We start from the raw sequence: 15720 nt of genomic DNA, 5'->3' as shown, positions 1-15720 counted from the left end.
ATGAAGCAAAATCCCAAAATAATAATTAGTGGAGGCGGTACAGGAGGTCATATTTATCCTGCTATTGCAATTGCAAACGAGATTAAATCACGTTATCCACAAGCTGATATTTTGTTTGTAGGAGCCCGTGATAAGATGGAAATGCAAAAAGTTCCTCAAGCAGGTTATCCTATAAAAGGATTATGGATTGCAGGAATTCAAAGAAAATTAACTTTACAAAACATTATGTTCCCCTTAAAGTTAATATCAAGTTTACTAAAGTCATTTCAAATTATCAAAAAATTTAATCCAGATGTAGTCGTGGGTACAGGAGGTTTCGCTAGTGGAGCAGTATTAAAAATAGCTTCTATATTAGGGATTCCAACAATAATTCAAGAACAAAATTCATATCCAGGAATTACAAATAAAATATTAAGTAAAAAAGCCCAAAAAATTTGTGTAGCGTATGAAAATTTAGAACAATTTTTTCCAAAAGAAAATATAATTCTTACAGGAAATCCAGTTCGTCAAGATATAATCTCTGTTGAAAATAAAAAAGAAGAAGCCTTAACTTATTTTAAGTTAGATCCTTCAAAAAAAAGACTACTAATACTTGGAGGTAGTTTAGGAGCAAGAAGAATTAATCAATTAATAGCAAAAGAAATCAATTGGTTATTAGAACAAGATATTCAGATAATATGGCAGTGTGGAAAATTATATTTTGAAGAATATAAACACTTTAGTGACAAAAAAGGAGTACAAGTCTTTTCTTTTATAGACAGAATGGATTTCGTATATGCAGCAGCCGATTTCATAATTTCCCGCTCAGGAGCTTCGTCTGTTTCCGAATTATGTTTAGTTGGCAAACCTGTTATTTTTATCCCGTCACCTAATGTAGCGGAAGATCATCAAACCAAAAATGCACTAGCCGTAGTAGAAAAACAAGGAGCTATACTTTTAAAAGAAACTGAATTAGATAATACATTTGAACCCGTTTTTGCAACACTTCTTAATGACAAAGAAAAACAAGAAAATCTAGGGAAAAATATAAAAGCATTAGCATTGCCTAATGCAACAAAACAAATTGTAGAAGAAATAATGAAGAGAGTCAAATAAAAGATGAGCAACAATAAAAAATAATTATTAGAAGACATAAAAAATATCAATAAACATGGTTGCTGAAATTACCATTGAATATTGAAATTACCATTGAACATTGAAAATAAAGATTAAAATGAATATAAATCAAATACATAATGTTTATTTTATAGGTATAGGAGGTATCGGAATGAGTGCTTTAGCACGCTACTTTAAAAATATAGGTAAGCAAGTAATAGGATACGATAAGACACCTACTATGCTAACTAACGATTTAATCACAAGTGGAATTGCTATTCATTTTGAGGACAATACTAATTATATTCCAGATTATTGTACGCCAGAAAATACCCTAGTAGTTTATACACCCGCTATAAAACAACTTTCAGAATGGGATTATTTTAAAGAAAAAGGATTTACTATAAAAAAAAGGGCTGAAGTTTTAGGAATAATAACAAAAGATACATTTTGCTTCGCAGTAGCAGGGACTCATGGTAAAACCACGACCTCTAGTATTTTAGGACACATTTTGCATGAAAGTGGATTAGACGTAACCGCCTTTTTAGGAGGTATAGTAGAAAATTATAATTCTAATTTAATTGGTTCAGGAAAGACAATAACTGTTGTAGAAGCAGATGAATTTGATAGATCTTTTTTACATTTGCACCCGAATATTGCCTGTATAACATCAATGGATGCAGATCATTTAGATATTTATGGAGATGATGAAGCAATAAAAGCTTCATTTAATGAATTTGCAACAAAAATTGAAGATAAGAATAAGTTATTTGTAATCAATGGTTTATCTTTAGAAGGAGTAACAGTAGGAGTTAATGATAATTCTCAATTTGTAGCATATAATGTAAGAATTGTTGATGGATGGTATGTTTTTGACGTAAAAACACCAAAAGAAGAAATTAAAGACGTGAGATTTGGATTGCCAGGAAAACATAATTTAACAAATGCTCTATTAGCTTTAGCTATGGCACGTACTTATGGTACCCCTGTGAAGTCTATTGTAAATGCACTAGCTACGTTTAAAGGAGTAAAACGTCGTTTTTCATTTCAAATTCGTAAACCTGATTTTGTGTACATAGACGATTATGCACATCATCCTACTGAAATAAATGCCGTACATCAGGCAGTAAGAGAATTGTATCCAAATAAAAAAGTACTGGCTATATTTCAGCCACATTTGTTCAGTAGAACCAAAGATTTTGTAGAAGATTTTGCTGAAAGTTTAGCACAATTTGATGAAATCTACCTGATGGAAATTTATCCAGCACGTGAATTGCCTATGCAAGGAGTTACATCGCAATGGTTGTTGGATAAAATAAAAAATGAAAATAAAAAATTAGTACAAAAAGAAGAACTAATAAATCTATTAAAATTGTCAGATGCCCCAATAATTGTTACAATTGGAGCAGGTGATATAGGAGAGATGGTTCCGAAAATAAAAAAAGCATTAAATGCGTAAAAATAGGTTAGAAAACATTCAATTAATAATCATTTTTGGAATTGTAATTTTCTTGTATTCTTTTGCTTCAAAAAGAAATAAATCTAGGAAAATAGCAAAAACTCAAGTGGAAATTGTGGATAAAAATAACCCCTTTTTAACACCCGAAACGGTTAATAACTTGTTAATAGAAAATTTTGGAGGCTCTTTTTCCGTTACAAAAGAAGAGCTAGATTTGAACGCTATAGAGGCTTCTATAAACAAACATAAACTAGTTGAAAAATCAGAAGTTTATGTAAGCGTAGATGGAAAGCTTAAAGTTATAGTTACTCAAAAGACCCCAATTGCTCGAGTTTTTAATCATGACGACTCTTATTATATTGATTATAAGGGTGGTAGAATGCCTTTGTCTGATAATTTTAGTGCGCGTGTACCATTAGTTTATGGTGCTACGAAAAATTCCTATAGTAAGGATTTTGTAACACTATTAAAAATAATTCATGATGATGAATTTTTGAAAAAAAATATCATAGGAATGAAAATAAAACCAGATGGAAGTGTAATAATGAAAAATAGAAATTATGGTTATGATATAATTTTTGGAAGAACCATTTATATGGAACGAAAATTTAATAATTATAAAGCTTTTTTTCAAAAAGCAGTGCAGGATACAATTTTAGGTTCATACAAAACCATTAACCTAAAATTTATCAAACAAGTAGTATGCACAAAATAGAAGAGTATGGAAAGAGATAATATAGCAGTAGGGCTTGATATAGGTACGACTAAAATCGTAGCCATGTTAGGCAAGAAAAATGAATATGGTAAGCTTGAAATTTTAGGCGTAGGAAAGTCTAAAAGTCTCGGTGTGGCTCGTGGGGTAGTAAATAATATAACTCAAACCATCCAGTCTATACAAGAAGCTGTTTCCTTAGCAGAAAAAGATTCAGGCTATAAAATAAAAGATGTGGTGGTGGGTATTGCAGGACAACACATTCGAAGTATCCAACACAGCGATTATATATCAAGACCTAATGCCGAAGAAGTAATTAGTGAAAAAGACATTAATATGCTTATTGGACAGGTTCAAAAATTACCGATGTTACCAGGTGAAGAGATAATACATGTATTACCTCAAGAATTTAAAATTGATGGACAAGAAGGAATAAAGGAACCTATAGGTATGTATGGAGGACGTTTAGAAGCGAGTTTTCATGTTGTACTAGGACAAGCATCTTCTATTCGTAATGTAGGACGTTGTATAAAAAGTGCAGGACTAGATCTGTCGGGATTAACATTAGAACCGTTAGCTTCGGCTGATGCTGTTTTAAGCCAAGAAGAAAAAGAAGCAGGAGTTGCTCTAATAGATATTGGAGGAGGTACAACAGATTTAGCTATTTTTAAAGACGGTATTATTCGTCATACAGCTGTCGTGCCATTTGGAGGTAATGTAATAACAGAAGATATAAAAGAAGGTTGCTCAATTATTGAAAAACAAGCCGAATTATTAAAAACAAAATTTGGTTCTGCTTGGCCAGGAGAAAATAAAGATAACGAAATAGTATCTATTCCAGGATTAAGAGGACGTGAGCCAAAAGAAATTTCATTAAAGAATCTTTCTAAAATTATTCATGCACGCGTAGTAGAAATTATAGAGCAAATTTATAGTGAAATCAGATCGTATGGACATGACGATCCAAGAAAAAAATTAATTGCAGGAATTGTATTGACAGGAGGAGGAGCTCAGTTAAAACATATCAAACAATTAGTAGAATATATAACAGGAATGGATACCCGTATAGGTTATCCAAACGAACATTTAGCAGGTAGTTCCGGCGAAGAAATTTCAAGCCCCTTATATGCTACAGCAGTAGGGCTCGTTATGAATAGTATTCGTAACAATACAATGAGTGCAATCCCTCAAGAAGATTACGTGCCAGAACCTATTTTAGTTCAAAAGCCTACTGAAGCAGAACAAAAAATGATAGAAGAGGAGTTGAAAAAAGAAATTGAGGAAGCCCAAATCCCTGAATCAAAATCAACTGAAAAAACGATTCGTCGTTCCTTTTTTGATAAGTATATAGATAGAATTAAAGATTTTTTAGATAACGCTGAGTAATCTTCGTTATCAATAATAAAAGAAGAAAATATAAATACCAAATAGTATGGAAAGCAACTCAGGATTTGGAAGTATATCATTTGATTTGCCTAAAACGCAAACCAATGTAATAAAAGTAATTGGTGTTGGAGGTGGTGGTAGCAACGCTATCAATCACATGTATAAACAAGGAATCAAAGGTGTTGATTTTATTGTGTGTAATACAGATTCTCAAGCTTTGCAAAATAGTAATGTTCCACATCGTATTCAATTAGGAGCTAATTTAACAGAAGGACTAGGTGCTGGAGCAAACCCAGAAGTAGGACATCAAGCAGCTTTAGAAAGTATAGAAGATATAGAAAAAATGTTAGATACAAACACTAAGATGGTTTTTATCACAGCAGGTATGGGCGGAGGTACAGGTACAGGTGCTGCACCAGTAATAGCCCAATTAGCTAAAGAAAAAGACATCTTAACCGTTGGTATTGTAACAATTCCTTTTCAATTTGAAGGGAAAGTTCGTTCAGAACAAGCTTTACTAGGAGTTGAAAAATTAAGAAAACAAGTAGATTCGTTGATTGTTATTAATAACAATAAACTCCGTGAAGTATACGGTAATTTAGGTTTTAAAGCAGGATTTTCTAAAGCTGATGAAGTCTTAGCTACAGCTTCAAGAGGTATTGCAGAAGTAATTACCCATCACTATACCCAAAATATAGACTTGAAAGATGCTAAAACAGTTCTATCTAATAGTGGTACCGCTATAATGGGATCGGCTACAGCAGAAGGTGAACACAGAGCTAAAGAAGCCATTGTAGCAGCTCTAGACTCCCCATTGTTAAATGATAATAAGATTACAGGTGCTAAAAACGTTTTGTTGCTTATCGTTTCAGGTGCTAATGAAATTACTATTGATGAAATAGGTGAAATTAATGATTATATCCAAGAAGAAGCAGGTTATAATGCTAATATTATCATGGGAGTAGGAGAAGATGAAGAACTTGGAGATAAAATTTCAGTAACAGTTATTGCAACTGGATTTTGTATAGAACAACAAGCGGGTTTTGTAAATACAGAACCTAAAAAAATAATTCATGCTTTAGAAGATGAGCAAAAATTAGTGCAAAATTTAACTCAAAAATTTGAAGCGCAAGGTTTTGATTTTAATACAATCATTACCCCTACTGAACCTGTTGTTTCAGTACCTCCAGTTACACCTATACCCCCTGTAGATTCAAGAATAGTGTATAATTTAGAAGATGAAACTCCTAATAATCCTATATCAACAGCTTCTCTAGAAGTAGATTTTCAAGAACCTGTAGTACATCAAACAGCTGTAAATAATGCTGTTATGTCAGGTTTAGATTTAGTTCCTACTTCTGAATTTATTAAAAATTTAAATGTTACTTTTGAAATTGTTCCACCTAAAGAAATCGTAGCAAATGAATTTTTTATAACAACACCTGAAGTTAAGGCAATGGAAGTAGTAGCACCTGAAGTGATTTCTGTTTCCAATCCCATGGCATTTACTTTTGATTTGCCAGTAGCCAGAAAAGAAGCAATAACGCCTGAGAAAAATGTTTTTGAACTAACAGATGAAATTAAAGATATAAAAGTTAATCAAGCAGTTCAACTCGTACCTATGACAGAAGTTTCACAAGATGGAATTATTCGTCATTCTCTAGAAGAATATATGGAAAATGAAAATCCATTTTTCCAGACCAAAAAAACGGAACCTGTAGTAGAAAAGATTCCAGAGGAATTAAATATTACAATCAAACAAACAGAAGAAACAGTAGTAGAGCAAAATTATGGCTTAAGTTCTAACGAAATTTCACCAGTAGAAATGTCTATTGAAGAATCGTTGCGTTTAAGAGCAGAAGAACGCCGTCGAAAAATGAAAGAATTTAATTATAAATTTCATAACAACGCATCCCGTGTAGAAGAATACGAAAAAGTACCTGCATATAAAAGAATGGGATTGGATGTAACTAATAACCCTATTCAAAATAATCAATCAAGAATGTCTTTAGGTTTAGACAATAATGATGAAATACAATTGCGTTCTAATAATTCTTTTTTACATGATAATGTAGATTAGCTAAAATAAAATTGCTTTTATCTTACCCGAAAAATATGATGATTTTTCGGGTTATTTTTTTAATTTCGCGTCTCGAAAGAAACCTTTTTATTTTTACATAAAAAAGTCAAACAAATCTAAAATTTCAATAATCTAATATAAAATCATTATGAGTTTATCAGCAAAAATTATGGATGAAATGAAAAATGCTATGAAAGCTAAAGATTCAGTAGCATTAGAGGCTTTAAGAGCTATTAAGTCAGCTATTTTATTAGCGCAGACAGAAAGTGGAGCTAAGGAAGAAATTTCAGCTGATGATGAAATAAAATTATTACAACGTCTAGTTAAACAACGCAAGGATTCTGCGGCTATTTATGTTGAGCAAAATCGAGCAGATTTAGCTGAACCTGAATTAGCACAAGTAACAGTAATCGAAAAGTTTTTACCTGCTCAATTATCAGAAGTAGAAGTAGAAGCAGAAGTAGCTAAAATTATTGCAGAAGGAGGTTTCTCAGGAATGGCTGCTATGGGACAAGTAATGGCACAAGCTTCTAAAGTTTTAGCAGGACAAGCAGATGGGAAAACTATTTCAAATATTGTGAAAAAACTTTTAGCTTAAAATAAGTGAAACATAATTAAGGATTTTATCCAGTTCTCTAGTTTGATCGCATAAATAAAATCCTTAATTTTTTTAATTATACTGGCTCTATAGTTCAATTGGATAGAATATCAGATTCCGGTTCTGACGATTTGGGTTCGAATCCCAATAGAGCCTCCATTTTTAACTTACATAGTACATATTGTTGATTTTATACCATTCAAACTTTTAAATTTCCTCATAATACTATTTTTTTAACCTTGAGATTGTCCAAAAAGTTTGCAACCTTGTTCATTTCGACCAAAGGGAGAAATTATATAATGTTGATTATGAGACTCCTCTTTCGGAGTGATAAACTGCATGTTGATTTAGGTACTATCCTACAAAAGCAATAAAAATTAGTGTTGGTTCTCGATGCGCTTCGCGCTCGAACTAACGGTGATTTCAATTATATACTCAACCTTCTATTCAAGTTGATTTAGGTTTAATAGTCAAAATTTTTTTTTATTTCATGAAAACTTCAAAAAAAAGCGTTGTCTAACCTGCAAAAGCCTCAATACGATAAAGTGTGGAATAAGAGAAAATAAGCAGATACTGTACAAAAAATTCTTTACACACTTTTTTTGTACAGTATCTTTTTCTAATGCGTAATCTGGGTTTAAACTTTAAATCGAAAGAATCAAGTCTAATAAAAAAAATGAGCCCGATAAAATATCGAACTCATTATTATAAAAATTAAGTTTGAATTTGTCTAAAATTTTGGACAGTCTCTTTAGTGCCTTATTTAAGTGCTTTGTTATCTTTAAAAAAGATCTTTAGATATTACATCATTCCTGGCATACCGCCACCCATTGGCATACCACCAGCAGGAACTTCTTCCTTAATGTCAATTAAAGCACACTCGGTCGTTAGAATCATTCCTGAAACCGAAGCAGCGTTTTCTAAAGCTACACGTGTTACTTTTTTAGGGTCAATGATTCCTGCTTCTAACATGTCTACGTATTCATCAGTTTTAGCGTTGTATCCAAAGTTTTCTTTGCCTTCCGCTACTTTAGCCACAATTACAGAGCCTTCTAAACCAGCATTTTCAACTATAGTACGTAATGGCGCTTCAATAGCACGAGAAACAATTTGAATTCCTGTAGCTTCGTCACCATTTTCAGCTTTGATGTCAGCTAAAACCGCTTTGGCTCTTAATAAGGCTACACCACCACCAGCTACAATACCTTCTTCAACCGCAGCACGAGTAGCGTGTAACGCATCATCCACACGGTCTTTCTTCTCTTTCATTTCTACTTCAGAAGCAGCACCCACATATAATACCGCTACACCACCAGCTAATTTAGCCAAACGTTCTTGTAATTTTTCACGGTCGTAGTCAGAAGTTGTTGACTCCATTTGTGCTTTGATTTGGTTTACACGATTTTTAATCATTTCGTTGTCACCTGCACCGTTTACAATGGTAGTGTTATCTTTATCAATAGAAACTTTTTCAGCAGTACCTAACATTTCTAAAGTAGCGTTTTCTAAAGTGTACCCGCTTTCTTCTGAAATTACGGTACCTCCAGTTAAGATAGCAATGTCTTCTAGCATAGCTTTTCTACGGTCACCAAAACCTGGTGCTTTTACCGCAGCAATTTTCAAAGCACCACGTAATTTGTTTACGACCAAAGTAGATAAAGCTTCCCCATCTACATCTTCCGCAATGATTAATAATGGTTTAGAAGATTGCGCAACAGGCTCTAAAATTGGTAATAATTCTTTTAAAGAAGATACTTTTTTGTCGTATAATAAAATGTAAGGTCTTTCTAATTCAACCTCCATTTTTTCTGTGTTTGTAACGAAGTAAGGTGATAAATACCCTCTGTCAAACTGCATACCTTCTACTACGTCTACGTAAGTATCCGTACCTTTTGCTTCCTCTACAGTGATAACTCCTTCTTTGCCTACTTTACCAAAAGCAGTTGCAATTAAATCACCAATAACTTCATCGTTATTAGCTGAAATAGAAGCTACTTGTTTGATTTTATCAGTAGATGAACCTACTTCTTTTGCTTGCTTGCCTAAATCAGTTACGATAGCCTCAACTGCTTTGTCGATACCACGTTTTAAATCCATAGGGTTAGCGCCCGCAGCTACGTTTTTCAAACCTTCCTTAACGATTGCTTGTGCTAATACGGTAGCAGTAGTAGTACCATCACCTGCTAAATCATTGGTTTTAGAAGCTACTTCTTTTACCATTTGCGCACCCATGTTTTCAAGAGTGTCTTTTAATTCTACTTCTTTTGCTACAGAAACACCGTCCTTAGTTACGTGAGGTGCTCCAAAAGATTTAGATATAATTACATTGCGACCTTTAGGTCCTAAAGTTACTTTTACTGCATTTGCTAATGCGTCTACACCACGCTTTAAACCGTCACGTGCTTCAATATCAAATTTTATATCTTTTGCCATTTTAATTTTTTTTTAGTGATTAGTGGTAAGTAATTAGTGAATAGATATTAAATTTTACTTTTCACTATTTACTTTTTACTTTTTACTCCATTTAGATAATCGCAAGAATATCATCCTCACGCATAATTAAATAATCTTTGTTTTCAAATTTTAAATCAGTTCCAGCATATTTTCCATATAAAACAGTATCGCCAACTTGAACAGTCATAGGTTGGTCTTTTTTTCCGTTTCCTACAGCTACCACAATTCCTTTTTGAGGTTTTTCTTTAGCTGTATCAGGGATGATGATGCCAGAAGCTGTTTGAGTTTCAGCAGCGGCTGGCTCCACGATAACGCGGTCTGAAAGTGGTTTAATGTTTAATGCCATAATTATTTTTGGATTTTTAATGTTATTAAATTCTGTAGTGTTTTTGCAGAAATTATGCCAATTTATAAAAGCTGTCAAAAAAGGAAGGTTTGATAAAAATGAAAATGCCAGCTTGTCAGAGCTGGCATTTTAGAGTATTTTGTTTAAAATTATTTTTTTTCTTCCATAGCTGGTTTGGTAGGAGTAGCTGGAGTAGTTGTTTTAGCATCAGTGTTTGAGGCCGCTGGAACCGTAGCTGGAGCATTTGATTCATTAATTAGTTTAGAGCCTGTATCACTATTAGTTCCATTGAAACTTAAGCTAGATAATAAGATAAGCACTAATAAAGCACCTGCTAAATACCAAGTTGATTTATCTAAGAAATCTGTTGTTTTTTGAACACCTCCCATCATTTGTGAACTACCAAAAGTTGAAGATAATCCTCCTCCCTTAGGGTTTTGCACCATAATTACTACCACTAATAAAAAACAAACTATAGTGATTAATACTAAGAAAATTGTAAATGTACTCATTGTTTATCTGTTGTTATTTTGTTGTAAATCTTTTATATCCAAAATTCTGTCTGCAAATAAACTACTTTTTTCTGGATATTTCAAAATTAAAATTTCATAAGCTTGTATTGCTTTTGTGTATTTTTTTTGCTCTAAATAAATTTTTGCCAGAGTTTCAGTCATTAAATAAGGGCTATCATTCTTTTTTGAAATATAGTTTGGAGCTGGAATATTGTCTTTTGGAGGTGAAATTTTAGGGTTGTTATGAATAAATTTATCAATTAGATCCATTTTAGAATTTACTTCAGTATCTTCTTTTTTATTTGTTGTATTTGAAATTTCATTTGTTGTAGAATTTTTAGAAATAGTGTCTGAGATAGAAATTTTGTTAGTTATGTTTTCTTCTGCTGGTTTTGTTATGGGCTCTTCTTTTTCTACAGTAATAATATTTTCGGGTCTTTCAATAGGGGTTGTTTTGGATAGAAGTAACCACTCTTGAAAGGAAAGTGTTTTGTTGTCGTTAAGGATAATAGGTTCGCTAAGATTGATTTCGATTTCATGTTTTTGATCTAAATCAATAATATCTTCTAGCCAAGATACTTTTTCTCTAATTGAAGGTGTATGAGAAGAAGGTATTTCGATTTTATTGTTTATGGATTGGTCTGATTCGGATATAGAAGACAAAATGGATTTTTCTAAAGGATTTTCTAATGAGATAGATTCTTCTGTGATTGTATTGTTGTTAGAATCTTCTATTGTCTCATTGGCAATAATAATTGAATTTAAAACAGATTGTTCTAGTTTTTCTTCATCTGTAACATTAGAATTTTGTATTTCTGTTTCTAAATTGATAGAATCGTTTGAAGATGTATTTTTTTTTGTTAATTCGAGTTCTTCTTTTGTATATGCCTCGTTTATTTGAGAGACAGATTCTATAGCTTCATTAATTTTATCAGATGAAGAAAATTTTGAATGAATTGTTGGCGTAATCACTTCAAAGTTTCGTTCTTGAGCAAAATTTTTATTGGTAATGAAATCAAAAAGAATAGTTCGATCGGTAGTGTGAGCAGCTGTCAGTTTTAAAGCGGCGTTGTATTTAAAACTGTCTTGTATATGTAGCCCTTTCAAATATAAGCTTCTTGCACTCTGAAAATAAGGGTATTCTTTGAGTACAGATTCTAACTCACTACATTGCGAATGAGTGATTATATTAGGGTTTTTTAGTAAAGAGGTAAGTTCTGTTGTATTCATAGACTACCATTTAGCTAAGGTCTCGTTAAACATATCTTGTGTAATTCGTTCAAATATTTCGTCTAAAGCTGTTTGTAATTTGCTTCCCGTTAATTGTTCTGCTGCTGGATAGTCATAGTAGAAAGAAAATTTCTTTTCAAAATTTTCTTCTGATTTGCTTTTATTTGAAAAGCGAAGGTTAATAGTAATTGAAAGTCTATTTTGAGCAGCTGTTAGATTAGCAGTTGCCGTCATAGGACTAATGCGATAGTCTACTATTTCGCCTTCATATACGAGGTCTCCATTTGTATTTGTTAGATTTAAATTGGTCTGATTTTGAATTAAATCTTGTAATCGTAAGGTGAATTTTCTTTCAATCCCAGGTTCAATAAGTTCTGAAACATTTTGAAAGGTATTTACTTGAAATGTTTTTGCTTCTATTTTACCTGTACCTGTGAAGTTATAGACACCACAAGAAGATAGTATTAATGAAGAAAAGAGAAAGAATATATGTTTAAATTGTTTCATAATGTTGATAATGAATATCCTTTTTCAAAAATAAAGTTTTTGTATAAACGTTTTTGATAAAGTATAGAAAATTATAAATCGAATTGTTTTATTTTTCGGTATAATGTCCTTTCTGATATACCTAATTCATCAGCTGCGGCTTTTCTTTTTCCTTTGTTTCTTTCCAAAGCTTTTTTAATTAACTCAATTTCTTTTTGATCTAGGCGTAAAGAGTCCTCTTCTTCTTCAATAGTGTGAGCAAAAATGTAATCAGAGTCATCATCGTCATCGAATTCTTCTTGAATATGAGGTGTATTCGGGATGGTTTGTACTCTTGTTTCTTCTTGGAAATAAGGATTGTTTTCCTCTTTTTGTCCGTAAATTCTTTGAATTAATCCTTTATTTGCTTCTTGTACTTTCGTGCTACCATTTTGCATGAGTTCTAGAGTTAACTTTTTAAGGTCGTTTAAGTCTGCTTTCATGTCAAATAGGATTTTGTATAGAATTTCTCTTTCTGATGAAAAATCGTTTTCTGATTTTGGACTTACAATTTGAGGTAGGTTATTTCCTTCGTTTGGGATATAGGAAATAAGTGTATTGGTGGAAATATTACGATTAGTTTCTAAAACGGATATTTGTTCTGCTACGTTACGTAGTTGACGTATGTTACCACTCCATCTGTATTTTATTAAGTGTTGTACAGCACTATCTTCTAATTTTATAGGGGGCATTTTGTATTTTTGTGCAAAATCAGAGGCAAATTTTCTAAATAATAAATGAATATCATCTTTTCGTTCGCGCAAAGCGGGTAGTGCTATTTCAACGGTACTTAATCTATAATAAAGATCTTCTCTAAATTTACCTTTAGAAATAGCTTCTTGCATATTAACATTAGTAGCAGCTACAATACGTACATTAGTTTTTTGAACCTGAGAGGATCCTACTTTTATAAACTCACCGTTTTCTAAGACACGTAGTAGACGGACTTGGGTTGTAAGTGGAAGTTCTCCTACTTCGTCTAAGAAAATAGTTCCACCGTCAGCTACCTCAAAATAGCCTTCACGAGTATTGGTAGCCCCCGTAAAAGCCCCTTTCTCATGACCAAATAATTCAGAGTCTATCGTTCCTTCAGGAATTGCACCGCAGTTTACTGCGATGTATTTTCCATGTTTACGATGTGAAAGAGAATGAATGATTTTAGGAATACTTTCTTTTCCCACACCACTTTCACCAATAACCAAAACCGAAATGTCTGTAGGCGCTACTTGAATTGCTTTTTCAAGAGCTCTATTTAACTTCGGGTCATTACCGATGATTTCAAATCGTTGTTTTATGCTTTGTACATTTTCCATAAATTAATCTAAAGAATCTAATAATAAACAACTTTTGTTGATGATGATGTTTTTAATTTTAATGATATGAATTGAAAAATTGCCTTTGTTTTCTTTTACTGTTGCTATTGTTTCTAATTGTATTTTCGATCCTTTTTTTATTATTTCTTTAAATCTTGAAAGTATTTCAGTACTTTGAACTCCTTTTTCATCAACAATTAACATTTCTTCACTGATGATAGAACATTTTTTTATATAAAATTGATTGTTTTTTTTTGTTAACATACCAAAAAAGACATCTGAATTTTCTTCTTGTGTGTTAAAAAATAGTTTCTCTTGGCTAAAGGAATTTATAGCAAATGAGAAAAAAAGAATATGTAGAAACAATCGAAACATAAAAGGATGTGTTTTTTAATCTTGCATAATATTAGAATACGAGATTGCTTCGCCTATTAAGGTGGCAGCAGTACAATCTGTTATTTTTACTAACACGAAATCACCTGGTTTATAATTTTCTTTAGGGAATACTACTACTGTGTTTTGAGAGTTTCTTCCACTCCAGTGCTGATTAGAACGTTTAGAGTCTTTTTCAACTAGAACTTCTACTGTTTGTCCAATAAAACGTTGTGTGCGTTGTAAGCCTAATTTTTGTTGTAAATCAATGATTTCGTTTAAGCGACGTTTTTTGATTTCTTCAGGAACATCATCTTCCATTTTTCGAGCGGCTAATGTTCCTGGTCTTTCAGAATATGCAAACATGAATCCAAAGTCATATTTACAATGTTCCATTAGGCTTAAGGTGTCTTTATGATCTTCTTCTGTTTCAGTTGGGAAACCCGCTATCATATCTTGAGAAAGTGAAATATCAGGAATGATTTCGTAAATTTTATCAACAAGTTTTAAATATTCTTCACGTGTATGCTGACGATTCATTTCTTTTAATATGCGAGTGCTTCCTGATTGTACTGGTAAGTGAATGTATTTGCATATATTATGGTGTTTGGCCATTGTGTCAATTACTTCTATGTGCATATCTTGTGGATTAGAAGTAGAGAAGCGAAAACGCATTTTAGGAAACTTGGTTGCACATAGGTCTAATAATTGAGCAAAATCTACAGCGGTTGCTTTTTGCATTTCACTCGCTTTTACAAAATCTTTTTTGAGTCCTCCGCCATACCAAAGGTAACTATCTACATTTTGACCTAATAAAGTAACTTCTTTATAGCCTTTGTTCCACAAATCTTGAATTTCTTCTATGATACTTTGTGGTTCACGACTACGTTCGCGACCACGGGTAAAAGGAACAACACAAAATGTACACATGTTATCACATCCTCTTGTAATAGATACAAAGGCATTTACACCATTACTGTTTAAACGAACAGGTTGAATATCGCCATAGGTTTCCTCCTTTGAAAGTATAACATTAATGGCATCACGACCTTCTTCTACTTCACTTAATAAATTAGGAATATCCTTATAAGCATCAGGTCCTACAACAAGATCTACGATTTTTTCTTCTTCTAAGAACTTTTCTTTTAAACGTTCAGCCATACAACCTAAGACACCTACTTTCATACTAGGGTTGATCTTTTTTATTGCATTATATTGTTCTAAACGTTTACGAACGGTTTGCTCCGCTTTATCTCTAATGGAGCAAGTATTTACTAAAACTAAATCTGCTTCTTCAAGATTTTGCGTAGTATTGTAACCTTGTTCAGTTAAGATAGATGCTACAATTTCACTATCTGAAAAGTTCATCTGACATCCATAACTCTCTATGAACATCTTTTTTGTATTTTTTTGATTTTGCTCTAAAATTAAGCTTGTTCCCTGTTTATTCTCGTCAATTACCTTTTCCATAAAAATGCCATTCGTATTTTTCAGTTAGCAAAGATAATACTAAATTTTTTATTCTGACAGGATGTCATATTTGTTTGTTTAAAAGTTTGTATAGTAATGTTTTTAAAAGTTTTTCATGTTAAAATAAAAGTTGAAGAATAGAAGTACTACTAATGCTTTTGAAAAAAG

At 32.3% G+C, this 15720-nt stretch carries 14 protein-coding genes and 1 tRNA gene; 7 read left to right on the top strand and 8 right to left on the bottom strand.

The genetic code is table 11. The features are described from left to right. The 7 genes from murG to AWN65_RS11400 all read left to right on the top strand — a co-directional run bounded on the left by murG (position 1) and on the right by AWN65_RS11400 (position 7489). The gene (gene murG, locus AWN65_RS11430) at positions 1 to 1095 is read left to right on the top strand and encodes an undecaprenyldiphospho-muramoylpentapeptide beta-N-acetylglucosaminyltransferase (RefSeq protein ID WP_081078481.1); all 1095 of its coding nucleotides are present in this window, start codon (positions 1 to 3) and stop codon (positions 1093 to 1095) included. A gap of 118 nt (positions 1096 to 1213) precedes the next feature. Then, positions 1214 to 2554: a UDP-N-acetylmuramate--L-alanine ligase gene (gene murC / locus AWN65_RS11425; RefSeq protein ID WP_060383276.1), complete on the top strand. Its 1341-nt coding sequence runs from the start codon at positions 1214 to 1216 to the stop codon at positions 2552 to 2554. Beyond that, complete coding sequence (locus tag AWN65_RS11420; RefSeq protein ID WP_060383275.1) at positions 2547 to 3269, top strand: cell division protein FtsQ/DivIB; 723 nt, start codon at positions 2547 to 2549, stop codon at positions 3267 to 3269. The genes murC and AWN65_RS11420 overlap by 8 nt, the downstream gene beginning before the upstream one ends. Before the next feature lie 6 nt (positions 3270 to 3275). After that, complete coding sequence (gene ftsA, locus AWN65_RS11415; protein WP_060383274.1) at positions 3276 to 4652, top strand: cell division protein FtsA; 1377 nt, start codon at positions 3276 to 3278, stop codon at positions 4650 to 4652. A gap of 46 nt (positions 4653 to 4698) precedes the next feature. After that, positions 4699 to 6732, top strand: coding sequence for a cell division protein FtsZ (ftsZ, locus tag AWN65_RS11410; RefSeq protein WP_060383273.1), 2034 nt, complete (start codon positions 4699 to 4701; stop codon positions 6730 to 6732). A 148-nt stretch (positions 6733 to 6880) separates the two neighbouring features. After that, entirely contained in the window at positions 6881 to 7330 is a 450-nt protein-coding gene (locus AWN65_RS11405) for a GatB/YqeY domain-containing protein (RefSeq protein WP_060383272.1), read from the top strand. An 83-nt stretch (positions 7331 to 7413) separates the two neighbouring features. After that, positions 7414 to 7489 (top strand) — tRNA-Arg (locus AWN65_RS11400). A gap of 642 nt (positions 7490 to 8131) precedes the next feature. Here the strand turns inward: AWN65_RS11400 and groL are convergent. The 8 genes from groL to miaB all read right to left on the bottom strand — a co-directional run bounded on the left by groL (position 8132) and on the right by miaB (position 15552). Further along, positions 8132 to 9763, bottom strand: a complete 1632-nt coding sequence (gene groL / locus AWN65_RS11395) for a chaperonin GroEL (RefSeq protein WP_060383271.1) — start codon at positions 9761 to 9763, stop codon at positions 8132 to 8134. Between the two features lie 91 nt (positions 9764 to 9854). Beyond that, positions 9855 to 10130 (bottom strand): co-chaperone GroES, encoded by a 276-nt coding sequence (locus tag AWN65_RS11390; protein ID WP_060383891.1) that lies wholly within the window; start codon positions 10128 to 10130, stop codon positions 9855 to 9857. Between the two features lie 149 nt (positions 10131 to 10279). Then, positions 10280 to 10642 carry a preprotein translocase subunit SecG gene (gene secG, locus AWN65_RS11385; RefSeq protein WP_060383270.1) on the bottom strand — a complete coding sequence of 121 codons (363 nt, stop codon included), beginning with the start codon at positions 10640 to 10642 and terminating at the stop codon, positions 10280 to 10282. A 3-nt stretch (positions 10643 to 10645) separates the two neighbouring features. Continuing rightward, positions 10646 to 11872 carry a tetratricopeptide repeat protein gene (locus AWN65_RS11380; protein WP_060383269.1) on the bottom strand — a complete coding sequence of 409 codons (1227 nt, stop codon included), beginning with the start codon at positions 11870 to 11872 and terminating at the stop codon, positions 10646 to 10648. 3 nt (positions 11873 to 11875) lie between these two features. Beyond that, positions 11876 to 12379, bottom strand: coding sequence for an LptE family protein (locus AWN65_RS11375; RefSeq protein ID WP_060383268.1), 504 nt, complete (start codon positions 12377 to 12379; stop codon positions 11876 to 11878). Positions 12380 to 12450: 71 nt separating this feature from the next. Then, a complete protein-coding gene (locus tag AWN65_RS11370) occupies positions 12451 to 13710 on the bottom strand; it encodes a sigma-54 interaction domain-containing protein (protein ID WP_060383267.1) in 1260 nt (419 codons plus the stop codon). Between the two features lie 3 nt (positions 13711 to 13713). Continuing rightward, positions 13714 to 14085, bottom strand: coding sequence for a hypothetical protein (locus tag AWN65_RS11365; RefSeq protein ID WP_060383266.1), 372 nt, complete (start codon positions 14083 to 14085; stop codon positions 13714 to 13716). Between the two features lie 15 nt (positions 14086 to 14100). Then, complete coding sequence (miaB, locus tag AWN65_RS11360; protein WP_060383265.1) at positions 14101 to 15552, bottom strand: tRNA (N6-isopentenyl adenosine(37)-C2)-methylthiotransferase MiaB; 1452 nt, start codon at positions 15550 to 15552, stop codon at positions 14101 to 14103. Between the last annotated feature and the right edge of the window lie 168 nt (positions 15553 to 15720).

This window comes from Flavobacterium covae (assembly GCF_001534645.1).
GTDB lineage: Bacteria > Bacteroidota > Bacteroidia > Flavobacteriales > Flavobacteriaceae > Flavobacterium > Flavobacterium covae.
This window is presented reverse-complemented; position numbering and strand designations above follow the sequence as displayed.